This window comes from Candidatus Desulfosporosinus nitrosoreducens, assembly GCF_030954495.1.
GTDB classification, from domain to species: Bacteria; Bacillota; Desulfitobacteriia; order Desulfitobacteriales; family Desulfitobacteriaceae; genus Desulfosporosinus; species Desulfosporosinus nitrosoreducens.
On record NZ_JAVHUW010000034.1, the window covers coordinates 71,865 to 96,858 of the forward strand.

General features: G+C 47.9%; 19 protein-coding genes. 18 read left to right on the forward strand and 1 reads right to left on the reverse strand.

From position 1 onward, the window contains the following. The first annotated feature begins 9 nt into the window (after positions 1-9). The 7 genes from REC12_RS05535 (at position 10) to REC12_RS05565 (ending at position 7,287) form a co-directional block, all read left to right on the forward strand. Positions 10-840: a transketolase gene (locus tag REC12_RS05535; RefSeq protein ID WP_308892816.1), complete on the forward strand. Its 831-nt coding sequence runs from the start codon at positions 10-12 to the stop codon at positions 838-840. Beyond that, positions 833-1,771: a transketolase family protein gene (locus REC12_RS05540; protein ID WP_308892817.1), complete on the forward strand. Its 939-nt coding sequence runs from the start codon at positions 833-835 to the stop codon at positions 1,769-1,771. The genes REC12_RS05535 and REC12_RS05540 overlap by 8 nt, the downstream gene beginning before the upstream one ends. 248 nt (positions 1,772-2,019) lie before the next feature. Then, a complete protein-coding gene (gene ftsE / locus REC12_RS05545; RefSeq protein ID WP_308892818.1) occupies positions 2,020-2,706 on the forward strand; it encodes a cell division ATP-binding protein FtsE in 687 nt (228 codons plus the stop codon). Then, on the forward strand, positions 2,696-3,586 hold the full coding sequence (gene ftsX / locus REC12_RS05550) for a permease-like cell division protein FtsX (RefSeq protein WP_308892819.1): 891 nt from the start codon (positions 2,696-2,698) through the stop codon (positions 3,584-3,586). The genes ftsE and ftsX overlap by 11 nt, the downstream gene beginning before the upstream one ends. A gap of 130 nt (positions 3,587-3,716) precedes the next feature. Then, positions 3,717-4,862, forward strand: coding sequence for a murein hydrolase activator EnvC family protein (locus REC12_RS05555; RefSeq protein WP_308892820.1), 1,146 nt, complete (start codon positions 3,717-3,719; stop codon positions 4,860-4,862). Positions 4,863-4,934: 72 nt separating this feature from the next. Next, positions 4,935-6,113 carry a S41 family peptidase gene (locus REC12_RS05560; RefSeq protein WP_308892821.1) on the forward strand — a complete coding sequence of 393 codons (1,179 nt, stop codon included), beginning with the start codon at positions 4,935-4,937 and terminating at the stop codon, positions 6,111-6,113. Between the two features lie 142 nt (positions 6,114-6,255). Beyond that, positions 6,256-7,287: a hypothetical protein gene (locus tag REC12_RS05565; RefSeq protein ID WP_308892822.1), complete on the forward strand. Its 1,032-nt coding sequence runs from the start codon at positions 6,256-6,258 to the stop codon at positions 7,285-7,287. An 18-nt stretch (positions 7,288-7,305) separates the two neighbouring features. Here the strand turns inward: REC12_RS05565 and REC12_RS05570 are convergent, their stop codons facing one another. Then, positions 7,306-8,148 (reverse strand): HDOD domain-containing protein, encoded by an 843-nt coding sequence (locus REC12_RS05570; RefSeq protein ID WP_308892823.1) that lies wholly within the window; start codon positions 8,146-8,148, stop codon positions 7,306-7,308. A gap of 129 nt (positions 8,149-8,277) precedes the next feature. Between REC12_RS05570 and REC12_RS05575 the strand changes: the two genes are divergently transcribed. The 11 genes from REC12_RS05575 (at position 8,278) to rpoN (ending at position 24,703) form a co-directional block, all read left to right on the forward strand. Beyond that, on the forward strand, positions 8,278-9,657 hold the full coding sequence (locus REC12_RS05575; protein ID WP_308892824.1) for a sugar ABC transporter substrate-binding protein: 1,380 nt from the start codon (positions 8,278-8,280) through the stop codon (positions 9,655-9,657). A 229-nt stretch (positions 9,658-9,886) separates the two neighbouring features. Beyond that, positions 9,887-11,932, forward strand: coding sequence for an excinuclease ABC subunit UvrB (uvrB, locus tag REC12_RS05580; RefSeq protein ID WP_308892825.1), 2,046 nt, complete (start codon positions 9,887-9,889; stop codon positions 11,930-11,932). 50 nt (positions 11,933-11,982) lie between these two features. Then, positions 11,983-14,802, forward strand: a complete 2,820-nt coding sequence (uvrA, locus tag REC12_RS05585) for an excinuclease ABC subunit UvrA (RefSeq protein WP_308892826.1) — start codon at positions 11,983-11,985, stop codon at positions 14,800-14,802. Between the two features lie 95 nt (positions 14,803-14,897). Further along, positions 14,898-15,710 carry a Cof-type HAD-IIB family hydrolase gene (locus REC12_RS05590; protein ID WP_308892827.1) on the forward strand — a complete coding sequence of 271 codons (813 nt, stop codon included), beginning with the start codon at positions 14,898-14,900 and terminating at the stop codon, positions 15,708-15,710. 105 nt (positions 15,711-15,815) lie between these two features. Further along, a complete protein-coding gene (locus REC12_RS05595) occupies positions 15,816-16,814 on the forward strand; it encodes an alpha-hydroxy-acid oxidizing protein (protein ID WP_308892828.1) in 999 nt (332 codons plus the stop codon). A gap of 192 nt (positions 16,815-17,006) precedes the next feature. Next, complete coding sequence (locus tag REC12_RS05600; RefSeq protein WP_308892829.1) at positions 17,007-18,773, forward strand: B12-binding domain-containing radical SAM protein; 1,767 nt, start codon at positions 17,007-17,009, stop codon at positions 18,771-18,773. After that, entirely contained in the window at positions 18,770-19,957 is a 1,188-nt protein-coding gene (locus REC12_RS05605; protein ID WP_308892830.1) for an extracellular solute-binding protein, read from the forward strand. Before REC12_RS05600 ends, REC12_RS05605 begins: the two co-directional genes overlap by 4 nt. A 23-nt stretch (positions 19,958-19,980) precedes the next feature. Further along, complete coding sequence (gene rapZ / locus REC12_RS05610) at positions 19,981-20,871, forward strand: RNase adapter RapZ (RefSeq protein WP_308892831.1); 891 nt, start codon at positions 19,981-19,983, stop codon at positions 20,869-20,871. Beyond that, positions 20,868-22,241, forward strand: coding sequence for a gluconeogenesis factor YvcK family protein (locus tag REC12_RS05615; protein ID WP_308892832.1), 1,374 nt, complete (start codon positions 20,868-20,870; stop codon positions 22,239-22,241). Before rapZ ends, REC12_RS05615 begins: the two co-directional genes overlap by 4 nt. A 42-nt stretch (positions 22,242-22,283) precedes the next feature. Continuing rightward, entirely contained in the window at positions 22,284-23,234 is a 951-nt protein-coding gene (gene whiA, locus REC12_RS05620) for a DNA-binding protein WhiA (protein WP_308892833.1), read from the forward strand. Between the two features lie 68 nt (positions 23,235-23,302). Then, on the forward strand, positions 23,303-24,703 hold the full coding sequence (gene rpoN / locus REC12_RS05625; protein ID WP_308892834.1) for an RNA polymerase factor sigma-54: 1,401 nt from the start codon (positions 23,303-23,305) through the stop codon (positions 24,701-24,703). Positions 24,704-24,994: the final 291 nt, after the last annotated feature.

A 24,994-nucleotide genomic window follows, 5' to 3' on the forward strand; every position in this document is an offset into this window, starting at 1 on the left:
GGGAATCACTTGACTACCGTTGAACTGAAACGCAAAGCCAATGCCATTCGTCAAGACATTATTTCCATGTTGGTACCGGCGAAGTCCGGACATCCAGGAGGGAGTCTGTCGGCTGCCGATATTGTTGCGACTCTCTACTTTCAGGAAATGAGAATAAAGCCACAAGAACCTGACTGGGCCGAGAGGGACCGTTTTGTCCTGTCCAAAGGGCATGCGGCTCCAGTGCTTTATGCCGCTCTCGCGGAAAAGGGATACTTTCCCAAGGAGGAGCTGCAAGGACTTCGCCAAACTGGTCGTATGCTCCAAGGACATCCGGATATGAAAAAAACTCCGGGGGTGGATATGTCCACAGGTTCCTTGGGGCAAGGTCTTTCTGCGGCTAATGGCATGGCCTTGGCCGGAAAACTGGATAAAAAGGACTATCATGTCTATGCCTTATTAGGAGACGGAGAAATGGCCGAAGGCCAAATCTGGGAAGCAGCCATGGCCGCCGCTCATTATAAGCTCGACAATCTTACGGCTATTCTGGATTTTAACGGTTTGCAAATTGATGGCCCGACAGACAGCGTGATGTCAACAGCTCCCCTTTCAGACAAATGGCGGGCTTTTTGCTGGCATGTGATTGAGGTCGACGGTCATGATATTGAGGCTTTGCAGAAGGCCTTTGCGGAAGCGAAGCAAGTTAAAGGAAAACCTACGATCCTGATTGCCAAAACTATAAAGGGCAAAGGGGTTTCTTTCATGGAGAACCAAGCCGGCTGGCATGGCAATGCTCCCAACGCCGAACAGGCTGAACAAGCTCTTAAAGAATTACGAGAGGAGGCGTTAACTCTTGGCTGATAAAGTCGCAACACGTGATGCCTATGGTAAGGCCCTTGTCGCCTTAGGAAAAGAAAACCCCAATGTCGTTGTTTTAGACGCGGATTTATCGAAGTCGACGAAGACTGCTGAATTTGGCAAAAACTACCCTGAACGTTTTTTTAATATGGGCATTGCTGAAGCTAATCTATTGGGAACGGCGGCAGGGCTGGCCGCGGCAGGAAAGATTCCCTTTGCCAGCACCTTCGCCATTTTTGCTACGGGACGGGCCTTTGAGCAAATCCGCAATTCAATTGCTTATCCCAAATTAAACGTCAAGATAGCGGCAACCCATGCGGGGATCTCTGTGGGAGAAGACGGCGGGTCCCATCAAGCCATTGAAGATGTGGCGATCATGCGGGCGGTTCCCAACATGGTGGTTTTAGTTCCCGCGGATGGAGAGGAAACCCGTCAGATGGTTTTAGCCGCTGCGGAATACAAAGGACCGGTTTATATCCGCATGGGGAGATTGGAAGTACCCGTTATTTTCGGCGAAGATTACCGCTTTGCCATCGGGAAAGCAAATGTCCTCAGAGAAGGAACAGATGCTGCGATCATGGCCAATGGCTTAATGGTGGCTGCCGCCCTGGAGGCTGCAGATTTACTGGCTTCTGAGGGAATCAGGGTTAGTGTCGTCAATGTGTCTTCCGTAAAGCCCATTGATGCAGAAACAATACTTCAAGTAGCCAAAGCGACAAAGGCCGTGGTAACAGCAGAAGAACACAATGTTATTGGTGGTTTAGGCAGCGCGGTCGCCGAGATCTTAGGGGAAAAATTGCCAACCCCTATGGTTCGCGTCGGCCTTCAAGACACCTTTGGAGAGTCCGGCCGGCCTTATGAACTGCTTGAGAAGTATGGGCTGACGAAAGAAGGCCTTGTTAAAGCTGTTCATGAAGTGTTAGCCAAAAAGTAAGCGGAGAATCTGCGCAGATAATAAATTATAAAAAGAGACGCAACGAACCATTGTCTGGTTTGCTGCGCCTCTTTGGTTTCCGGGATATCTTGGCTAACCTTGGAGAGCGCAGGGCGGCAAGGCCAACACCTTCTTAATCAATAAAACATTAATTTGACTAAATTTACAAACAGGAAATCCACGAGAGGTGTCGAATAACTAAGAGTTATAGGAAAAGGGCGTGGCCTGAGAAAATCAAGGAGGACAGTATGATCCAATTAAGAAATGTATCCAAGATTTATCCGAACGGTGCCAGAGCCCTCGTGGATGTCAATCTTAAAATTGGCAAAGGGGAGTTTGTTTTTCTGGTGGGTCCGAGCGGGGCCGGTAAATCGACCCTGATTAAATTGCTCTACAGGGATGAAATCCCGACCCGGGGACAAGTGCAGATCAACAGCAAAAATTTGGTTCGGATGAAAGAACGGGAAGTTCCCTATTTGCGGCGCAGCATTGGGGTGATCTTTCAGGACTTTAAGCTGCTGCCCAATAAAACGGTGCAGGAAAATGTAGCTTTCGCTCTGGAAGCGATTGGTGTCGCTAAAAAGGAGGTTCGAACCCGTACACGGAACATGTTGGAATTGGTTGGGCTGGCGGGTAAAGACAATGCCTTTCCCCATGAGTTGTCCGGCGGGGAGCAACAGCGTGTTTGTGTGGCGCGGGCCATTATTAATAATCCGGCCTTGTTAGTGGCTGATGAGCCGACAGGGAACCTTGACCCGGAAACAGCCTGGGGAATTATGGATTTGCTTTTTAACATTAATAAACGAGGAACGACCATAGTTATGGCTACTCATGCCCGGGCTATCGTCAATAAAATGCAAAAGCGGGTTATAGCGATCGAGAATGGCCGGGTTGCCCGGGATGAGGAAGTAGGGGGATATGGCTATGACACTTAATTCCGCCCGCTATATTTTGCGTGACACAGCTTATTCAGTGAAACGTAACCCCTGGCTAAGCATTGCCTCTGTTCTGACGGTGATGGTATCTCTTATAATTCTAGGGTTTTCGGTATTTTTTCTGGCCAATGCCGCCAATATGGCCCAGTCTTTTGAATCACAGCTTGAAATTGCAGCCTTTGTCCAAGACAGTGCAACAAGTTCTCAAGTAGAGACTCTGCAAAGTCAAATTCAAGGGATGTCCGGGGTTTCTTCCGTAACGATTGTTACGAAGGATCAGGCTTTGGCGGATTTCGGCAAATCCATGGGCGGAGCCCAAAGTAATCTGGTTACGGACCTGGGGGGGACCAATCCTTTCCCTGATAAGCTAACCGTTAAAGTTACCAATCCCCAGGATGTAAAAACTACGGCGGACGCCATATCGGCGCTGCCCGGGATTGATAAGGTGCGTTACGGGCAGGACTATGTGGACAAGCTCCTGAAATTTACTCAATGGTTAAGATGGATTGGCTTTGGGGTCGTTGCGGCTTTCGCTGTGGCATCCATTGTGCTTATTTCTATTAATGTTAAAATGAATGTCTTTTCTAAACGACGTGAAATTCAGATCATGAAGCTGGTTGGTGCGAGCAATGGCTTTATACGCTGGCCTTTTCTGATTGAGGGGTTAGCTCTGGGCCTTCTCGGGGGCGCACTGGCTGCGCTTGTTGTTGGCTTCGGCTATAATTGGGTAATCTTTTATATTCAGTCCACATTGACCTTTTTGCCTGTCGTTGACAATGCCCTCCTCTTTCGCCAAGTGACGGGCGGGCTTTTGCTGGCAGGAATGGCCATGGGGGCCTTGGGCAGCGGTGTTTCCCTGCAAAAATTCCTGCGTACCTGAGAGTGGAAAAATGCTGCGTCATGCGTCTAAAAGTGCTCTTCGGGAGCTTTTAACGCGTGACCCAGCATCTGCCTACATAATCCTCCGCCAATTCAATACCATTGGAAATTCGAGCTTAGGAGGGGAGCGTGTGTTTAAGCAAAGAGCAGTCTTAACAGTGACGCTGAGTTTTGCCCTGCTTACAATATCCTCAGTGCCCTCTCAAGCCAGCAATCTCACGGATACAGTTCAGCAGCAGAAGACAGTCACTCAACAGAAGGAGCAAGCCCAAGGTCAGTTAAACAAACTGACTTATACTTCCGATAAGCTTAAGGCTCAATTAGCCTTGCTCAACACTCAGATTGCTTCAGCCCAAACGCTTTTAAACCAGAAACAGCTTGCCTATACCCAGACCCAAGCACTTGTTCAGGCTTCTCAGACAGAACTGGATCAGAAGAAGCAGGAACTTGAGGAGCGACGGATTGCGCTTGGGCAAAGGGCGCGGGGAATCTATGAGAGCGGGCAAATCAGTTATTTAGAGCTGCTCTTTCAATCGACAGATCTGAGTGATTTCTTGACCCGGATGGAGTACTTCAATCGACTAGTGACCAATGACCGTAAGCTCTTAACAGATATTCAAGACCAAAAGGAGAAGATTGAGCAAAAAACTCAAGAATTGCAGCACCGCAGGGACCAAGCCGCTCAGTTGCAAGTTCAGGCGGCCAAAGCCAAGGCTGATCTTGATGAGAAGAAAGTTCAGCAGCAGGCGGCTATGGACCAGAACCAGAAGGCGTTGCAAGCTTCTTACGAAGAGGTCGAGCGCCTGCAAAGTGAGGCTAATGCTTTAAATGATAAGATTCGCAAATTGCAGGCGGCACAAGCGGGACATAATAGCGGGGATGGCACCATATCCACTTGGCCGCTCCCCGGCTGCTACGAAATCACCGATCCTTACGGCTGGCGGACTCACCCTATTACCCATCAACAAAGCTTACATACAGGAACGGATATTGCGGCGCCCATGGGGGCTGCGATTCATGCCGCAGGAGATGGGGTCGTCATTATGGCCGGGTGGAATGAGGCCTATGGCAATATGGTTATTATAGACCACGGCAATGCCATATCCTCACTTTATGGACATCAATCAAAATTGAATGTCACTGTGGGTCAAGCTGTGAAGGCAAATCAGGTTATTGGCTATGTAGGTTCAACCGGCTGGAGCACAGGCCCGCATTTGCATTTTGAAGTCCGGGTCGGCGGGAACCCGACAGATCCTCTCCAATTTTTCCCTAACTAAAGGGATAAGCAGTATTTCTGCGGGGGGATAAGCATATAATAGAGCAAGACTTGAAGAAAGGGTTTGACTTGAGTGCAGGAGTGGAATTGGAAAAGAGTAGCCAAATACGTTGGGGTGGTTTTACTAATTTTTTGTGTGCTGGTAACGGCAACGGTTGGCGGAATCGTGATCGCCAACGTCGATAATGTTGGCCGGCTGGTGCGGGTTGTGCAACTGATCCGCAGTGATTACTTAGAAAAGGTTTCGACAGATCAGTTGGTTGAAGGAGCTACGAAGGGAATTGTCGATATCCTTGGAGATCCCTATTCGACGTACATGAATGCTAAAGAATACGAAGAGCTATATCAAGTTCTGGAGGGCAAGTTCGGAGGAGTAGGAATTGTCCTTAGTCTCAAAGATCCTAAGAAACTTGTGGTCTTACGCCCGATTAAGAATTCTCCGGCAAGTAAGGCCGGCATTCAGCCCGGTGATGTAGTCAGTAAGATTAACGATGCGGACACGGCCGGTATGGACCAGGATAAAGCAGTCAACTTGATGCGCGGTGATCCCGGCACAAAAGTTGTCTTAGCGTTGTACCGGGCGAGCACTAACAAAACCTATACGGTAAGTTTGACAAGGGAAGACATAACCGTGCCGACAGTGGATGGCGAAGCATTGCCCGGACACCCTGATATTGCTTACATTAGCATTTCGCAGTTTTCCTCGGATACGGGAAAGGAACTTGAAGATACCCTGACTAATATGAACATTAAGAAGTTTAAGGGAATTCTTTTGGATCTCAGATACAATCATGGCGGCGAATTAAATGCGGCCGTCCAGGTTGCCAGCTATTTTGTTCCTTCGGGTCCCGTGGTTTATATCGTCGACAAACAAGGAAACGTGGATACTAAAATGGCCGCCGGCACCTACTTGGGAATGCCTTTGGTTGTCCTCGTCAACGAAGAAAGTGCCTCTGCCGCTGAGATTGTCTCCGGGGCAATTAAAGATGAGAAGACGGGAACACTGGTTGGTGTTAAAACCTTTGGCAAAGGGATCGTCCAAACGATTTTCCCGCTTGATGCCGGAACGAGTGTCAAATTAACCACTGCTAAATATCTCACTCCGAGTAAGCTTTCCATTAATAAAATTGGGATTGAACCAGACGTCAAGGTAGAACTTGGCAAAGGACAGCAGGCCACCATTTCTCCTGCGGATACGAATTTCGATCCTCAACTTCTGAAAGCGATTCAGACTTTGCAAGGGAAATTATAAAATTCAACGAGGTTGTTGAAAGCTGAAAGGCTTGTCAACAACCTCGTTTTTATTATTACGGCAGTCCCGACCTCAGAATTCACCCCCTTTTGTATCGCTGCATAAACTAGGCTGATATAAAAAACAACGGGGGTTGGCAAGGATGGGAAATAAAACTGGAGTACGACATTACTTTGCCGAGGGGATAACGACACGGGGGTACATTTCTCTATTGCCCAATATGATGCCCAGTTGGCAGAGAGCTTATGTTTTGCTGGGAGGGCTTGGGACAGGCAAATCGACCTTAATTAAAGTCATCGGCCTTGAATTGCTGGATCGGGGATATGATATTGACTTTATGCGCTCGGCGCGCGATCCCGACTCTATGGCAGGTTTCATTATGCCCCGCCTGGGTTTGGCCATGTTGGACATAATGGAAGTCTCCCCCCAGCGTTGGCGTGCTCCGGGGGTAGTAGAAAGATTCATCGATTTTAATCGTTTCTGTGACGAACAAAAGCTGGAGAAGCAGCGTGTACATATTTTGAAGCTTGAAGATCAGCTTCAGACTCTGCAACAGACCCTTGAGGAAGAACTGGCGGCTGAGCTGAGTTCTCTCATTGTCAAAAGGGCCTCCAAGCCTCGCCCGGAGGAAGATTTGTCTTGGATTCTGGGCAATTCGGCTCAGCTAAAGATTAAAAAAGAACACACGGGTCCCTGGCCGCTGGCAGAGAATGCCGTAAAGCTTTTACAGAAGAGTGTTATCAATCCTTATTTTTTGCATGGATTAACATCTGAAGGATGGCTTAACCTCGCCCCCCATTTTCTAATGGATTTTGATCAAATCAGGCTTGAGGGAGAAGAGACCCTGGACGCTTTAGACTGGGTTTTACGGGAGGCACAGCAATTAGGGCAATTAATTGAAATTGTTTTGCATCCGCTTAATCCGGATGAAGTCATTGGCATTGTTTTTCCGGAAAGGCATTTGGCGATCTGGCAGGGTAATCCCGATAACTTGGGGGATCAAGGGTTAGAACGGTCCTTTGGGCAAAAGCTAATAGAAACCTTGTCGTCATGGCAAACCCAAAGGGCTCAGCTTAAAGGCCTCTATATGGAAGCTATGGATTTCGAACAATTGGACAAATACCGGGAAGCTGTCCTCAATAAAATCCTGGGAGATTTGAAGTCGTGGGTATAGGACAATGGTTTTTCAGGTTTAGCCAAAGATTGACGGGTCGACAAGAAATTCTCCGATATCCGACATAAGACGTTCCAGATCATTTTCCTTGAGAGCCAGGAGGTCCAGAACCTTTTCCTGGATAGGATTAAAAAAGCTGTCGACGCCCCCCCCGGTGTTAAGCTGGCTGGCAAGCCCGTTAGCAACGTGAACGATGCTTGCCAGTTCGGAATAGTTAGGAGCGCTTAACGGAGAGTGATGGAATGAGATTCCTTCGACAAGATCTTGCGGCAGGTTCCAATTTTGAGCCAGGAATCCGCCGACAGTAGCGTGGTTATATCCGATGACCTTCTCTTCCAGCTCGACATAGGAAAATTTAGCTTCTTGTACTTTTTTTAAAAGATAGGTGTTCACTTCCTGGACATAGATGGCAATCACAAGCTTTCCAATGTCGTGGAGCAAACCGATGGTAAAAGCGGTTTCCCCAAGGGGGAAGTTTAAATAGTGACACAGCCGCTTGGCGGCCATAGCCGTTAGCATGGAATGTTTCCAGAGACCGTCTTGATCGATGTCATAGCCGGCTAAAGTTGTTTTGAGCATCGGAGCTACTGCAGAAGCCATAGCTAGTCCTTGAGTGACTTGAAAGCCCAGCATGACGATAGCTTCCTGAAGGGATGAGATACGCCGGGCATAGCCGTAATAGGCAGAGTTGGCCTGTCTAAGTACGCCGGCGGCTAGTGCGGGGTCTTGCCCAATGACAGTTTCCAGCTCTTTAACCGTAGTTGCAGGATTTTTAGTCAGGGCAACTACCTTGACCGCCGCTGTGGGCAGAGATGGAAGAGCGTGAACGCGATTAAGGATATGTTCCAATTTAATAGGCAATTTTAAACCGCTCCTTTAAGCTATTTCTAATCATTTAAATCAATTTGGATATTAAGGCAACAACCGCATTTTTTTAGACGACAAGGGAAAACTAATGACTAAATAAGGAGCTTCGAAAGGAGCGTTCCCATGACAAAAAAGATGCGGACCTTGATAGCTATCTGTAGCTTATGCCTATATCTTAGTTTAACCGTAAGTGGCTGCGGTCTTCAAGCCCTTTTAGGCAACAAGAACAAAACTTCTTCAGCTGCCAAGGAAAAAACTGTGACAGTGGCGGTTGCCTTAGATCAAGATGACCCCAATAAACTGCTTATTACTAAAGGTATTGATGACCTGGCCAAGAAAGAAGATGTAGAAGTCAAATATATTGACCCTAATGAAAAGGACAGCGATTCTGCTTTGAAAGGAGCTAAAGTTTTAATCTATCAAGGGGGAAATGCCAGCCTTCTTAAAAGTGCCGAAGCCGGCAAAGTGCCCGTACTGGCTTTGAATCAAGTTCCGGCAGGAGTTAAGCTTGTAGGCGTAGTTACACCTGATCAGGAAAAGACCGGGGAACTTATGGCCGAGTCTCTGGTCAGCAAAGTTCCGGAGGGGCAAGTGATTATTTTGCAGAGTGACGCCAGTGAGACCGGCTCACAGGAACTGTTGGCCGGCAATAAGTCGGTTCTCAGCAAATATCCGAAAATTTCCGTCCAAACAATAGCGGCCACCCCGGGAGCGGAATCCACAGCAAAACAGAGCTTGAGCGATATCCTGCAAAAAAATCCCGGCAAGGTGCAGGCAATCTTAGCTCAAACGGAAAAGCTAGCGGCGATGGCAAGCGATGTCTTAAAACAATTCCAATTAGACAAAAAGGTGACGTTGATAGGAGGGCAGGCAAGTATTCCCTCGCTTGAACGGATAGCGAGCGGAACTCAGACAAGCGCTGTTGATACCTCTCCCTACCTGCAGGGAGCAAACGCTTTTCAATGGGCGCAGAAGGTCATCGACAATGAAGCGCTGGATGTCAGTGATTCCATTACCAGTGAACAAGGGGAAATACCAGCAAAGATGATTCAGGTCAAGGCTGTAACCCCGGATAACCTTGCAGTTATTCAGAAAAGCTATGCTAAAACGATGCAAAGCGCAGAACAAGACCAGAAGAAAAAGAGTGCTGAAGCTTCAACTCAGGGCCAGGACCAAGGAGGCGGCAAAGATCAGGGAAATAGCCAGGATCAAGGAGATAGCAGCGGTCAAAATAAGCAAGGCAATGATCAGGCACAGAATAAATCAAGCAATGTTCCGGCAGGGGTAGAAAAAGTTACAGAAACGATTAAGACAGAAACCACGCGCAATTATCTGGACGCCCAGGGCAAGGTCATAGGGACGGAAAAAACCACTAATGAACAAGTAAAGACTTTGCCGCCGGATATGTTACAGCAACAGACGGACCAAAGCGATCAAGGTTCCAAAGATTCATCCCAAGGTCAGCAAGGCCAATCCTCGAAAGATGAGGGCGGCGGACAATAGGATAGAGACAGGAAAAAAGCCGAAGACAGAACTTCGGCTTTTTCCATTCCAATCCTGGCAGGATAAACCATTGGAAAAATGAGGACATCGTTTGCTGTGCACTTTACCTATCGGTATTGTTGAATAACTAACGCCTTAGATGTAAAATAAACTAAGAAAAATTATAAATATGTGAGTTTAAGCAGCTTTGTATACTATAAGTTTAAAGTTTAGCGAAGGGGGTCAGAGGATGGAATTCCGCTTGCATGCTCCATATCAGTCTTCGGGAGATCAGCCCCAGGCCGTCGATGCTTTGGCAGCCGGAGTGCAGGAAGGCCGGCCCTTTCAGACGCTGTTGGGAGTTACCGGTTCAGGTAAGACCTTTACTATGGCGAATATTATTACGAAAGTTCAAAGACCAACCTTAATTCTGGCACATAACAAAACATTGGCAGCACAGCTCTACAGCGAATTCAAAGAGTATTTCCCGGAAAACGCCGTAGAGTATTTTGTCAGTTATTATGATTACTATCAGCCTGAAGCGTATGTGCCTTCCAGCGATACCTTTATTGAGAAAGATGCCTCCATCAACGATGAGATTGAGAAAATGCGTCACTCCGCCACAGCCGCGCTCTTTGAGCGGAGAGATGTTTTGGTTGTGGCCAGTGTGTCTTGTATTTACGGTCTTGGTTCTCCCGAGGAATATCGGGATTTGGTGCTGTCTTTGCGTCAGGGGCAAGTGATTGAGCGCAACGATATTTTACGGAAATTGATCTCTATTCAATATGATCGCAATGATATAGCCTTTACCAGAGGAACCTTCCGCGTTCGCGGGGACGTTGTGGAGATTTACCCCGCCGCTTCCAGTGAAAAGGTTATCCGTGTGGAGATGTTTGGTGATGAGATTGAACATATCTACGAAATAAATGTTTTAACTGGTGAAATATTAGGCGAACGGCACCATGTTGCAATTTTCCCAAATTCTCACTATGTCACTGCCCAGGATAAAGTTATGAAGGCGGCGGAAGCTATTGAACTGGAATTAGACGAGCGTTTGCAGGTTTTACAGTCTCAGAATAAACTTCTGGAAGCCCAGCGCCTTGAACAGAGAACCCGCTATGATTTGGAAATGCTCAGAGAAATGGGGTACTGCAACGGGATTGAGAATTATTCCCGCCATTTGACATTCCGTGAGCCGGGGGAGACTCCTTATACCTTGCTGCATTATTTTCCCGAGGATTTTCTCCTCTTTGTCGATGAATCTCACGTTTCCCTCCCTCAAGTAAGAGGAATGTATGAGGGGGACCGCTCACGCAAGACAACCCTAGTCGAGTATGGTTTTCGGCTTCCTTCCGCTTTGGACAATCGCCCTTTGACCTTTGCCGAGTTCGAACGGACGATTAAGCAAAGTATTTTTGTCAGTGCTACTCCGGGTCCCTATGAACTGGCCCATTGCCCGACTGTGGTCGAACAAATTATCCGTCCAACCGGACTCTTAGACCCGGAAGTCGTTGTACGCCCAACTAAAGGTCAGATTGACGATTTATTGGGGGAAATCCGGGCGAGAATCTCCGGAAAAGAACGGGTTTTAATTACAACTCTAACGAAGAAGATGGCTGAGGACCTGACGGATTATTTAAAAAACCTGGAGATTAAGGTGAAATACCTTCATTCGGATATTAAGACCCTTGAGCGGGTGGAAATTCTGCGCGAGCTGCGTCTGGGGATGATTGATGTGATTGTTGGCATCAACCTGCTTCGGGAAGGGTTGGACTTGCCGGAAGTCTCTCTTGTGGCAATTCTTGACGCTGACAAGGAAGGATTTTTGAGATCGGAGCGCCCGCTTATTCAGACGATTGGGCGGGCTGCACGCAATGCCCAAGGCAAAGTTATTATGTATGCGGATAAAATAACGCAATCAATGCAAATAGCTCTTGACGAGACAAACCGGCGGCGGTTGATCCAAACGGCCTACAATGAGAAAATGGGAATTACCCCTCAAACCATTCGCAAGATGATCTACGATGTTCCTGAGGCAACGAAAGTGGCGGAAACCAAAAAACCTTATGGAGCAAAACTACCGCCGGAGGAACTTGCCGCGCTCATTGCCGGTTTAGAGCAGGAGATGCGTTTAGCCGCTCAAAACTTAGATTTTGAACGGGCAGCGGAAATTCGCGACGCTATGATAGAATTGAGAGGGGAAGAAAATAAATACAAGGTGACGAGTCAGCAGCGTGGAAGCGGCAAACGTTACAATCAAGCAAAACGCGGCGGCAATAAAACAAAGAAGGGATAGACTCGTTTTCTTTAGTTTAAATAGCCAAACAGCAATTAGGAGGACATTAAATGACCCAGGATTACTTGCGCGTGCGTGGGGCACGCGCTCATAATTTGAAAAATATCGACATTGATATTCCGCGCGATAAATTAGTGGTAATTACAGGTTTGTCCGGTTCCGGCAAATCATCTCTGGCCTTTGACACTATTTATGCCGAAGGTCAGCGGAGATATGTGGAATCTCTTTCCGCTTATGCCCGGCAATTTTTAGGGCAAATGGACAAGCCGGATGTGGATTCTATCGAAGGGCTTTCGCCGGCGATTTCCATAGACCAGAAGACAACAAATCGCAATCCCCGTTCAACAGTGGGCACGGCGACAGAGGTTTCGGATTATTTGCGTTTATTATATGCGCGGATTGGACATCCGCACTGCCCTCAGTGCGGACGGGAAATTTCTCAGCAAACTATTCAACAAATGGTAGATCAGATTTTACAATTGCCTGAACGCACGAAACTTCAGGTTTTGGCTCCTTTGGTCAAAGGGAAAAAAGGGGAGCATCTTAAAGTATTTGAGGAAGCCCGTAAAGCAGGGTATGTTCGCGTCCGGGTGGACGGGGAGCCTCGGGATTTAAGCGAAGACATTAAATTAGTTAAAAATAAGAAGCACTCCATTGAAGTTGTTATTGACCGCATTGTTTTAAAACCTGAGAGCGCCGAACGTCTGGCGGATTCTCTGGAAACAGCGCTGAAGCTTGGTGAAGGGAATGTTATTGTCGATGTCACTGACGCTGATGAGCTGTTGTTCAGTGAAAATTTTGCTTGCCCTGATTGTGGGATTGCCCTCGAAGAAATTTCCCCCCGGCTTTTTTCCTTTAACAGTCCCTATGGGGCCTGTCCCGCCTGTACGGGATTAGGCGCTAATCTGGTCGTGGACCTCGACCTGATCCTTCCCGATCGCTCTAAATCTTTGAGCGCAGGGGCTGTCGCCCCTTGGGCCAAATCCACGTCAACTTACTATCCGAAAATGATGGAGGCAGTGGCAAAAAATTTAGGATTTGAGATGGATACCCCTCTGCGGGAATTATCCGAAAAGCAATGGCAGGGGCTGCTTTATGGTACGGAAACTTCCATACGATTCCAATACCACAACATTTTCGACCAATTAAAAATGTATAATGCCAACTTCGAAGGTTTAATCCCTTACTTTGAGCGCCGTTATAAAGAGTCTGCATCGGAAATGGTTCGTGCGGAGATCGAAAGTTATATGAGTGAACGACCTTGCCCGGTCTGCCAGGGAAAGCGCCTAAAACCGGAAGCATTAGCGGTGAAGGTTGGAGGGATTTCCATTGACGATTTGTCCCGTCTTTCCATTACAGAAGCCATCAACTTCCTGAACCAATTGGAACTTACCCCTAAAGAAGAGGCCATTGCCAGCCAGATTCTTAAGGAAATTAGAGAAAGGCTGGGTTTTCTAATTAATGTTGGGCTGGATTATCTGACGATGGCCCGGTCAGCGGGCACCCTCTCCGGCGGAGAGGCCCAGCGGATTCGCTTAGCAACTCAGATTGGTTCAAGCCTTATGGGTGTGCTTTATGTCTTGGATGAACCAAGTATCGGACTGCACCAGCGCGATAACGCTCGTCTCCTGTCTACGCTGAAACGCTTAAGAGATCTTGGCAATACCTTAATCGTAGTTGAGCACGATGAAGACACGATGCTTGAGTCCGACCACATTATTGATATTGGCCCGGGGGCCGGAGCGCATGGCGGTTATGTGGTGGCCCAAGGAACGATTCAGGAGATTATGGCTAATGACGGATCTGTAACAGGCCAGTATTTGAGCGGCCAAAGGCAAATTGCCGTACCTAAAGTGCGGCGGGAAACGAACGGCAAATGGCTGGAGGTATTCGGGGCCCGGGAAAACAATTTAAAGGATATCCATGTCCGGATTCCCTTAGGACTTTTAACCTGTGTCACGGGAGTTTCCGGCTCGGGCAAAAGTACTTTGGTCAATGAGATTGTCTATAAAGGCTTGGCCGCCAAACTAAACGGCGCCCGGCAGCGCGCCGGTGCTCATGAACGTATGGAGGGCCTGGAGTACCTGGATAAAATTATTGATATTGACCAATCGCCTATCGGGCGAACCCCGCGCTCTAATCCGGCTACCTATACAGGAGTGTTTGATTTTATTCGCGAGCTTTATTCCATCACCCCTGAGGCCAAAATGAGGGGGTATAAACCGGGACGCTTCAGCTTTAATGTCAAAGGCGGCCGGTGTGAAGCCTGCCATGGGGACGGGATTATTAAGATTGAAATGCATTTCCTTCCCGATGTTTATGTGCCTTGTGAAGTTTGTGAAGGCAAACGGTATAACCGGGAAACCTTGGAAGTACGCTATAAAGGGAAAAGTATCTCTCAAGTTCTGGATATGACTGTGGATGAAGCGGTGGAGTTTTTTCAGGCAGTTCCCAAGATTTCACGTAAGCTGCAGACTCTTCAAGATGTTGGACTTGGTTACATTCATTTGGGACAACCGGCAACAACTTTGTCAGGGGGGGAGGCTCAGCGCATTAAGCTGGCTACGGAACTCAGCCGCCGCAGCACCGGAAAAACCATTTATATCCTCGATGAACCCACGACGGGACTGCACATGGCCGATATCGACAAACTTCTGCAAGTGCTTCACCGTTTGGTTGACGCGGGAGATACGGTGCTTATCATTGAGCACAATCTAGACGTTATTAAAACGGCAGACTGGTTAATTGACCTCGGACCTGAAGGCGGAGACAGAGGGGGGGAAGTCGTGATCACAGGAACGCCTGAGGAGGTCGCTGCTTTTCCGGCATCGTATACGGGTCAATATTTAAAACGTTATTTATCGCTGTGATTAAGCTTAGGAGTTATTCAGGACTGTCGCAGGGATTTTTCCTGCGGATATTTGAGTCATGTTTAAAAAGGGATTAAAGGAGTTGCAAGAGGGAATTGAGTATTCGCTTAGTGGCTATGGATTTGGACGACACCTTGCTTAGAGACGATTGGACGATCTCGCCCCGTGTTGTTAAAGCAATTCAAAAAGCGCAGGCCCAAGATGTCAAAGTGACAATTGCCACAGGGCGTATGCCGGTATCAACTCGTCCGTACGCTCTCCAGCTGGGGTTAGACGTGCCTGTGATTACCTATCATGGAGCTATGATCCAGCAAGTAATCAGTGGAGAAATACTTTTTCGCCGGGTTATACCGAGTAAGCTGGCGGTGGAAATTATTCGGGATGTCCTGAGCAGAGGATTTTATGCCCAGGTATATCTTAAAGACCGTGTCATAACATCCCGGTTCAACGAGTTGTCGGAGAAGTACGCGCGCATTTCCAGTGTTGTCATTGAAGAAGCGGATTTGGTAAGTACGATTTCTCAGGAGCCGGAAGGAGTCGAAAAAATTTTGTTGATGGCGGAAGAAGCCGACTTAGACCGGTTGGTTCCTGTTTTAAAGCAAGGCTATGGTGAAAAGGTACATTTAACGAAATCTAAACCCTATTTTCTGGAGATGACGGATACCTCGGTGAACAAAGGGGTGGCTTTAGCAGCTTTGGCTGAACGGTTGGGTATTGCCCGGGAAGAGGTTATGGCCATAGGGGACAGTTTTAATGACTTGGAAATGATCAGCTATGCGGGAGTTGGCGTGGCGATGGGCAATGCACGCCAGGAAATTCAAGCTCAAGCGAATATAGTAACGGCAACAAACCAGGAAGACGGCGTCGCCGAGGCCATCGAACGCTATGTTTTGGGTGAACCGGTCTAGCAAGATTTTCATCCATGACAAATATGATTGTAAACCACGCTCAAAGTTGAGGGTGAGGATTTCAAATAGGATCTGACGATATGAAAAGAATGTGGGGGATAATCAATGAATATCAAGTCGGTTCGCCAAACTGCACAGGAAAAGCTTAAGGGATTTTGCCGAGTTTGTCCCGAGTGCAATGGCAGGGCCTGTGTCGGCGAGGTTCCCGGAATGGGAGGCGCCGGTACGGGAGCTTCCTTCAAAAATAATGTGGCAGCTCTGGCCGCACACCGTATTAATTTAAGAACACTCCATGGTGCTAAAAATCCGAGCACGAGGGTAGAACTTTTGGGGCAGGATTTAGCGGCCCCGATTCTGGCAGCCCCTATCGCAGGCAACAAATTTAATATGGGCGGAGCCCTGGAGGAAGCGGAATGGGTGGAGGCGATACTTCAAGGCTGCCTGGCCGAAGGATCGCTAGGCTGTACGGGAGATGGCCCGGACCCAATCATGTACAGCAGTGGGATAGAGGGAATTGTTAAAGCTCAGGGACGTGGCATACCGTTTACCAAACCGCGGGAACCGAAAGACATTCTTAACTATTTTAAACAGGCTGAAGACGCTAAGGCCTTGGCCGTCGGTATTGATGTTGACGCAGCAGGTTTAATCTCCCTGGGCGTGGGTCCCAAAACCACAGAAGAATTAAGGACAATTATTTCCGGCACAACATTGCCTGTGATTCTGAAAGGGATTATGACGGCCGATGAAGCGGAGCTGGCGCTTCAAGCAGGTGCAGCCGCAATTGTCGTTTCCAATCATGGAGGCCGGGTGCTTGATCACACGCCGGGAACAGCAGAAGTCTTGCCGCAGATTGCGGCAGCCGTTGCCGGGCGAATTCCCGTGCTGGTTGACGGAGGCATTCGGTCGGGGATTGACGTTTTAAAAATGCTGGCCTTAGGCGCCAATGCGGTTTTGATTGGAAGACCTCTTGTCATCGCTGCTTATGGCGGAGGTGCGGAAGGAGTCGCTTTAGTCATACGCAGAATGAAGAATGAGCTAAAGCAGGCGATGCTTTTGACAGGTTGTGCAACGTTAGGTGCTATTGACAAAAATGTACTTTATTAAAATTAGAAAAAGAGATGAAACTACCCTAACCTGATGTCAGACTCAGGCTAGGGTAGTTTTACAGAGGTAAGAGGGATTCTCAAACCTATTCCGCCAAAGTAAAGGCGTGGAGCAGGCTTTCGTGCATTCTGGCACAAGAATTGCATTGGAGGGGCTAAAAGGCTATACTTAGGGCGAAGGGAGATTGTCGTTTTGCGTGTTCTATTAGTAGCCCTCAATGCCAAATATGTTCATACCAATTTGGCTCTTCGCTATTTGAGAGAAAGCGTTCGCCTGGTAACCCCGGATGTAATGTTGCGGGAATTCAGCATCAACGACCGCCTCGACCGTATTGCCGGAGAAATCTATGAAGCCAAGGCCGATGTCGTTGGCTTCTCATGTTATATTTGGAATATCCAAGAAGTCCTGGCTGTGGTCCGTCATTTGCGTCCGGTCTGTCCGGAAGTTCGCTTCGTTTTTGGGGGACCCGAGGTTTCTTTTGCAGTTGAGGAATTTTTGCAAGCTCATTGCGAAGTTGATGCGCTGGTTCTCGGCGAAGGGGAGGAATCTTTCAGAGATCTGCTCCTGGCTTGGCGGGAGGGCGGAGATCCTGCCCTAGTGCAAGGGATTGCTTGGAAAGGTGATAACAAGGTGCATGTCAATCCGCCAAAGGAAACAGCGCCAAATTTAGATGAACTTCCTTTTCCCTATACGGGAACTGAGGATTTTTCAGGTCGGATTGTGTATATTGAAACAACAAGAGGGTGTCCTTTTTCTTGTCAGTATTGCCTGTCCTCGACCTTTCAAGGGGTTCGCTACTTGGAACCGGAGAGATTTCGTCTTATGTTTCGCCGCTTACTGGAACAAGGTGCCCGTACGATAAAGTTTGTGGATCGGACATTTAACGCGCATAAACGTCATGCCTGGCGGGTTTTGGACGTTGTGCGCGAAGAGAGCAGCGTTTTGGGCTTAACCAGCCTGGTCCGAGTTCACTGTGAAATGGCCGGGGATCTTTTGGACGAAGAGTGGATGGAATATTTCCGCAGCTATCCTCAAGGCCTGCTTCAAGTGGAAATTGGTGTGCAATCTACCTACCAGCCGACTTTGGAAATTGTTTCCCGGCGCCAAAACTTTGAGCACTGGAAAGACTTTGTACCCGACATGCAAGCCTTGGGTATTCCCGTGCATCTGGACCTGATTGCCGGGCTTCCCGAGGAAAACTGGACTGATTTTCGCACATCTTTTAATGACGTTTACTCAGCCTTGCCGGATATGCTGCAGTTGGGGTTTCTGAAAGTCCTGAAAGGATCTGGCCTGCGCCGCAACAGCGGGCGATATGGACTTCTGTTCACACCCGATCCGCCTTACACTATTTTAGAAACTTCGGCACTATCTCATGGCAAAATACTTCAATTACAACGTATGGAAGATGTGCTTGACAAATATTATAATTCAGGGAAGTTTAAGCATGCCTTGAGTGAAGCTCTTCGCCTTTTCCCCACGGCCTTTGATTTCTACCATGAGTTTGCGGAGTATTGGCAGAAACGCCACTGGTTTCAGCGGCAATGGCAGGGGAAAGCCTTGTTTGACAAACTGTGGGAATTTATAGAGTGGTTTGGCACCCAAACGGCGAGGCCGACAGATTTTCAGGATACGAGAAAGACTTTTCTCGATGCCCTGCGCTTTGATTATTATTTATGGGAGCGCCCCAACATCTTTCCGGATTATTTTAGTTTGGGATCAGGGCCGGAGGCAAATATTTCCAGTCGGCGGCAGGAGGATATCCGGCGAGATGGCCGTTGGGCGGATGTTATCCCGGAATTTCTAACCATGGACCGGCGCCAATGGAACAGAAATACGGCCGTAGCTTATTTTGAGACCGATGTTTTGCGAAAAGGTGAAGAAGCGGGTTGGTTTCTTTTCTTCTATCAACAGGGGAAAGCCAAAGTTTATCGGCAGGATTGGAGTGCGGAACAATGATTTCCCGAATTTTAAAACGCAGGTTTTTCTGCCTTTTAATAGTTGTTTTTTTAGTTGCGGGATGTGCCGGCGCACCCCAGACAGGGCAACCCGGGGGACCGGCTCCGGCGGTTATAGAAGTTTGGCATTCTTTGCTGGGAGCACAGGCCGATGCCTTGCAGGCTCAGGCCCAAGCGATTTCCCAAGCTCATCCTGAGGTGGTCATAAAGCTTAAGTATATACCGGAACAGAATTTTGCAGCCTTTTCCTACCAAGCGGAGGCGGGCGGGGAAGGGCCGGAGATTTTCATTGCCCGGCGGGAAATCATTCGCCAGCTTTATCAGCAGGGAACTTTAGGCAAGGCGGTCTACAAGGATCAAGGGAGTTTTCCGGCTGCTTTAGCGGGGTTTCGTTTTGGTGAGACGGAATATGCGCTCCCCTGGCTGACAGATGTTCCTTTGCTTTATTTCAGAACAGATAAGGCAAGTGTTCCGAGTACTATTGCCGACCTCTTCTCATCTCAAGGAGGGGTATCCGTCACTGCGGCAGATACAGCCACGCTATCCGCTTGGTGGAATGGACAGGGCGGAAAACTGCTGAATGCCGAGAACCCCAGTTTGGATGACCCTGGGAATTTGGCTTTTTTACAGCAATTATTGTCTTGGCAAAGTTCCCAGACCCTGCGGATTGATCCTCAAGCGCTTAAGGCCTTTGCAGAGGGGCAAACTCCCTATGTCATTGCCGGCGCCAGCCAAGCTATTCTTTTAAATCAACAAAATGTACCTTGGGGCAGCGTTCCCTTAACCGACCTGACAGGCGGGCAAGGAAAGCAGCTGCTGGGTTTAACTTTAGGGATTGCCAATTCAGCGATTATGTCGGATGAACTCAGTCAGCCGATCCAAACCGTAGAAAAAGCGCTTTTGACACCGGAGGTTGAAGGAGCGCTGGTCAAGGCAGGGTCTCTTCTCCCTGCTAATATGGCTTACTACCAAAGCTCCGAAGCCCAAAAGGGGGTTTTTCCTCAAGCTTATATGGCCTTCTCTAAGGCTTGGAGCCTTGAGGGGAATGCTCCGGAATGGAAGCTTTTTTCCGTTCAGGATGCGGCCTGGAGCAGCGCCTTGGCGGGGAACGCCAGTCCTCAGGATGCCTTGACGAATGCGCAAGCTCAGGCTATAAAGGTTTTAGCGAACAAGGCATCATCTTAAATTGGAGAAGGGGGTGAAACAGAATGAATAAAGAGGGATTAGAACTTATTGTAATTACCGGTTTATCAGGGGCGGGAAGGACTCAGGCCATGCAGAGTTTGGAGGATCAGGGCTTTTTTTGCGTCGACAATTTACCGCCTACATTTTTAGTTAAATTTGCGGAGCTTTGTGCTCAATCCCGAGGAAAAGTGTCTAAGGCAGCTATTGTCTGCGATCTGCGAGGAGGTGAATTTTTTTCTTCCCTGAGTGAAGCCTTGAGCAACCTGGAGAAGGAAGGCTTTCATTTGCAAGTCCTCTTCTTAGATGCCTCGGATGAAACCCTGATTCGGCGTTATAAAGAGTCCCGGCGTCGCCATCCGCTGTCACCTCAGGGACGGGTCCTGGACGGGATTCAGGCTGAACGTCAGCAACTTGAGGAGTTAAGAATTCGGGCCGATGAAATTATCGATACGACTGATTTGTCGTCTCAACAGCTCCGAGCTCAGGTGGCGGAGCTTTTCGGCAAAGATCAGGGCGGACAAATGGCTGTTTCGGTCATTTCCTTTGGTTTTAAATATGGAATTCCTCTTGATGCCGACTTGCTTATGGATGTGCGGTTTCTGCCCAACCCATTTTATGTAGATTTTTTACGTCCCTTGACAGGTGAAGACAAATTGGTGCAAGATTATGTTTTTGGCAATCAAATGGCTCAAGAATTTATGGAAAAATACTTGGCCTTACTCGAATATATTCTTCCTAATTATATCAAAGAGGGAAAAACTCATTTAGTTATCGGAATTGGCTGTACAGGCGGACAGCATCGATCTGTCGCCCTTGCAGAGCGAGTGGGGGAATTTTTAAAAGAACGCAATTATACTATGAGTGTTAAACATCGGGATGCTTCGAGAAATCAAAAGGGCGGAACAGCGCGATGAAAACCATGAGGCGCGAGGGACTCGTTCGCTATTTGAAATGGCTTTACCCAAATTTGAAAGTCAAACGCTGGTTCCTTTTGGCGGTCCTTGGTATCTTTTTGTTTGCGACGGGTTTTGCTGTGATGAATGATGGCGTGGCCTTAGGCTATGCGGAATTAGAGTTTCGGGAGGTCGTTTACCGCCTGACTGGAAGCGCTCCGCCTACTGCAATACCAACCGGTCTTGTCATAAGTGCACTTGGAATTTTGGCAATTGCTATTGGTTTTAAACGGATGTTGTATTCGATTATTTCCGGTCTGCTTCCGGATAATGAAGGAAGAATTGTCGATGTGATCTATGCACGTCAGCATTTAATGAGAGGGCCGAAGATTGTTGTTGTCGGAGGAGGAACCGGTTTATCCTCTCTTTTGCGCGGTTTGAAAAATTATACCTGCAACCTTACGGCAATTGTGACGGTTTCAGATGATGGCGGCAGCTCCGGGCGGCTGCGCGAGGAGATGGGGATACAGCCCCCTGGTGATGTACGCAACTGTCTGGTGGCTCTCGCGGAAACCGAAGACATTATGGATGCCCTGTTTTCCTATCGTTTTGAAAGCGGAACTCTTGAAGGGCATAGCCTGGGAAACTTATTCCTGGCCGGTTTGACGGATACCTTTGGCGATTTTCAAAAAGGGATTGAACGGGTCAGCAAAGTCTTCGCTCTGCGAGGTAAAGTGTTTCCTTCAACTCTGGAACAAGTAGAGTTAATGGCCGACTTTGAAGATGGCCGTCGTGTAGAGGGAGAGACGGCGGTTCGGGATATTGACGGAAAGATCTGCCGTGTTTTTTTAAAACCCAGCGACTGTACCCCTTTACCCGGTGCTTTAAAAGCTCTTGAGGAGGCGGATCTTATTGTTTTAGGCCCGGGAAGCCTTTATACCAGTGTCTTGCCCAATCTGCTGGTGACCGGACTCCGGGAAAAAATCCGCGAGGTGAGCGCTCCCTGCGTTTATGTCTGTAATGTCATGACTGAAAAAGGGGAAACTGATGGCTATCGTGTCTCCGACCATTTGAAAGCGATTTTAGATCATTGCGGTCCCGGTTTTGTCGATGCCGTTTTAGCGACTAAAGGAGAGATTACACCATCTATTTTGCAGCGGTATGTTGAAGAGGAAGCCATTCCGGTGTTAACAGATCCCAAAGAAGTTGAACGGTTGGGAGCCCAATATTTTGAAGCCAATCTTGTTCAAGAAAGGAATGTCGTTCGTCACGATCCTGACAAGCTGGCTAAGGAACTTATCCGCCTGCTGTTTCGTTTAAAACCAATAGGTGAACGAATCGCTTTGGTTGATGCTTATTTATTATCTCAAAAGCTCCGCAGAACTACGTAAGACCGGTGGGGAAATGCTTTATCGATAAAGGGGGGCTAATCGTTGTCGTTCAGTGCTGTGACTAAGGAAGAGTTGGCGCGCTTAAGTGATCAAAAATCCTGTTGCGAGTTGGCTGAATTAGCCGCTCTAGTACGCATGGATGGTACCCTCCAGATCAGCGCCCATCAAAACTACACCTTAAATGTTATTACGGAAAGTGCTCCCGTAGCCCGGAAGATCTATCGCTTGGCTAAAGATGTTCTTCAGCGTCCCGTAGATATTGTAGTTCGCCGCAAACTAAGGCTGCGCAAAAACAACTCTTATATGGTGCGAATTTACCCGCGGGGTGTGGAAGATTTGCAAAATCTGGGGTTGCTTAATGAAGACGGACAAATTTATCATGGCATTCCCCCTGAACTTATCAAGAAACGCTGTGACCAAAAAGCTTATTTGAGAGGGGCGTTTTTAGCGGGCGGCTCAATTAATAATCCTGAAGGAGCGTATCACCTGGAAATTGTCAGCAGTGACGAGGAACATGCCAAAGCATTGTGTCAGTTGGTGAACCGTTTCAAATTAGGGGCCAAGGTGAGCATGCGCAAGCATTGGTACGTTGTCTACATTAAAGAGAGTGAGCGGATTGTCGAGTTTCTGGGCTTTATTGGCGCTCATCATGCTCTTTTAGAATTTGAAAATGTTCGTGTACTTAAAGATGTGCGCAATCAGGTGAATCGTTTGGTAAACTGTGAAACGGCAAATCTTGATAAGATTGTCGATGCTGCAGTGAGACAGCTGGAGAATATCCAGCTCATTCAGAAAACCGTTGGCCTTCAGGCTCTACCGCCTACTCTCAGAGGTATGGCAGAGCTGCGTCTGGAATTTCCTGATGCCAGTCTAAAAGAACTCGGTGAAATGCTGCGGCCTAAAGTCGGAAAATCGGGAGTTAATCACCGCATGAGGAAAATTGAGGCTTTAGCCGAGCGAATTAGGAACCAAAAGGTGGGAACCCTAAATTAACAACCTAATAAGGTACTGAGCTAAGATCCCGGTGACTGAACAGAAAGCAGAGAGATGGGGGGAATTAGGTGCGGTTAGGATACGGCTTAAGCCTCGAACAAACTCAGAAATTAATTATGACTCCGGAATTGCGTCAGGCAATTACCATCTTGCAATTGTCCGCACTTGAGCTTTCCACATATGTTGAGGAACAACTTTTAGAAAATCCTCTGTTGGAAACTCAAGAGGAAAGTTTGGATGTAAAAGAAGAAACGGAGCCCAACAGTGCGGAAGAGAGTCCGACAGAAGATAAGTGGGAAGTCGATTGGCAGGATTATTTTCATGATCAGGAAGAAAACCGCCTCCGGCAGGAACGGGTGGTTACGGAAGAGAAACAGCGTTTCGATCCGTTTATTGCCGCAGCTCCAACTCTGCAAGAACATTTGCTGGAGCAGCTGCATGTTCAAAAAATTTCAGCTTCTTTACCGGTTGCCGAATATATTGTTGGAAATCTCGATGACAACGGTGGACTTACGCTAACGCTGGAAGATATTGCCCGGGAAAAGCATGTTACTCTGGAAATTGCGGAAGAGGCTCTGGCAGCTGTTCAGGCCCTTGATCCTTTGGGGGTGGGGGCCCGCAGTCTTGAGGAATGTCTAAGCTTGCAGCTGCCTCTTCTGCCCGATTGCCCGCCGGAATTGCCGGAATTATTAAAGTATCTTGAAGACTTAGCGGCAGGGCGCTTACAAAAAATTGCCCATGCCATGAAATTATCAATCAATCGGGTTCAGGAATTAGCCGATTTGATACGCAAGTTGAATCCTAAGCCAGGTCTTCGTTTTTCAGGTCCGGGGGATGTTCGCTATGTTGTTCCGGATGTTGTGATTGAAGAGATTGGCGGAGAGTTCATTATTTTGGTAAACGACATTACGGTTCCCCGTCTTGGGATAAACAAGGCCTATCGGGAGGCTCTCAGCAATGAGGGAGAGACTGACATCCGAAAATTTGTGGAACAGAAATTGAACGCTGCGGCCTGGCTGATCCGTAGCATTGAGCAACGGCGTTTAACGCTGTATAAAGTGGCTAACGCCATTGTGAAATGGCAGACAGATTTTCTTCATTATGGAATTCGTCATTTAAAACCCCTGACATTGCGGGACATTGCCGAGGAAATCGGGGTACATGAGTCGACCGTCAGCCGCGCTACGTCCCATAAATATGTGCAGACGCCGCGGGGGATCTTTGAATTTAAGTTTTTCTTTGCCAACAGCATGGGGCGGGGACACAATAGCGACTCAAGTATTACCACGGAAGAAATCAAGGTTGCTCTCCGTGAGACGATCTCCGCGGAGAATCCTAAAAGCCCGTATTCCGACCAAAAACTAGCCGATCTTCTTAAGACTAAGAATATGGTGATCTCCAGAAGGACCGTTGCCAAATATCGCGATGAGCTGGGGATTCCCGCCGCGACGGTAAGGAAACGATATTAGGGAGAACTCAAGCCTGGCAGAGAGAGCTTTGGCCTGAAAGAAACTGAAGGCTAAAAACTAATTGCTAAATTCTGAATATCTGTATATAATAAATCATAACTAATATCGGATTGTTTTTGAAATTTGATATTTAAGGCTGGAGTTATAGAGAAAGCCGCAAATGTATCTGCTTGAAACAGGTTTGTTTGCGGTTTTTTTAATTCACTCTAAAAGCCTGCGCTGCGACAGGAGGGAGTTGAGGGCAGATAAGTACTGTCGGTACGGTTTTAGTGTTTTTGGGCGGGCTTGGAC

Bases quoted from the DNA above. Each gene is read 5' to 3' on its own strand.
- REC12_RS05575 (WP_308892824.1), top strand. From the start codon at position 8,278: ATGACAAAAAAGATGCGGACCTTGATAGCTATCTGTAGCTTATGCCTA.
- REC12_RS05605 (WP_308892830.1), top strand. From the start codon at position 18,770: ATGATTTCCCGAATTTTAAAACGCAGGTTTTTCTGCCTTTTAATAGTT.
- rapZ (WP_308892831.1), top strand. From the start codon at position 19,981: ATGAATAAAGAGGGATTAGAACTTATTGTAATTACCGGTTTATCAGGG.
- uvrA (WP_308892826.1), top strand. From the start codon at position 11,983: ATGACCCAGGATTACTTGCGCGTGCGTGGGGCACGCGCTCATAATTTG.
- ftsE (WP_308892818.1), top strand. From the start codon at position 2,020: ATGATCCAATTAAGAAATGTATCCAAGATTTATCCGAACGGTGCCAGA.
- ftsX (WP_308892819.1), top strand. From the start codon at position 2,696: ATGACACTTAATTCCGCCCGCTATATTTTGCGTGACACAGCTTATTCA.
- REC12_RS05615 (WP_308892832.1), top strand. From the start codon at position 20,868: ATGAAAACCATGAGGCGCGAGGGACTCGTTCGCTATTTGAAATGGCTT.
- REC12_RS05595 (WP_308892828.1), top strand. From the start codon at position 15,816: ATGAATATCAAGTCGGTTCGCCAAACTGCACAGGAAAAGCTTAAGGGA.
- uvrB (WP_308892825.1), top strand. From the start codon at position 9,887: ATGGAATTCCGCTTGCATGCTCCATATCAGTCTTCGGGAGATCAGCCC.
- REC12_RS05565 (WP_308892822.1), top strand. From the start codon at position 6,256: ATGGGAAATAAAACTGGAGTACGACATTACTTTGCCGAGGGGATAACG.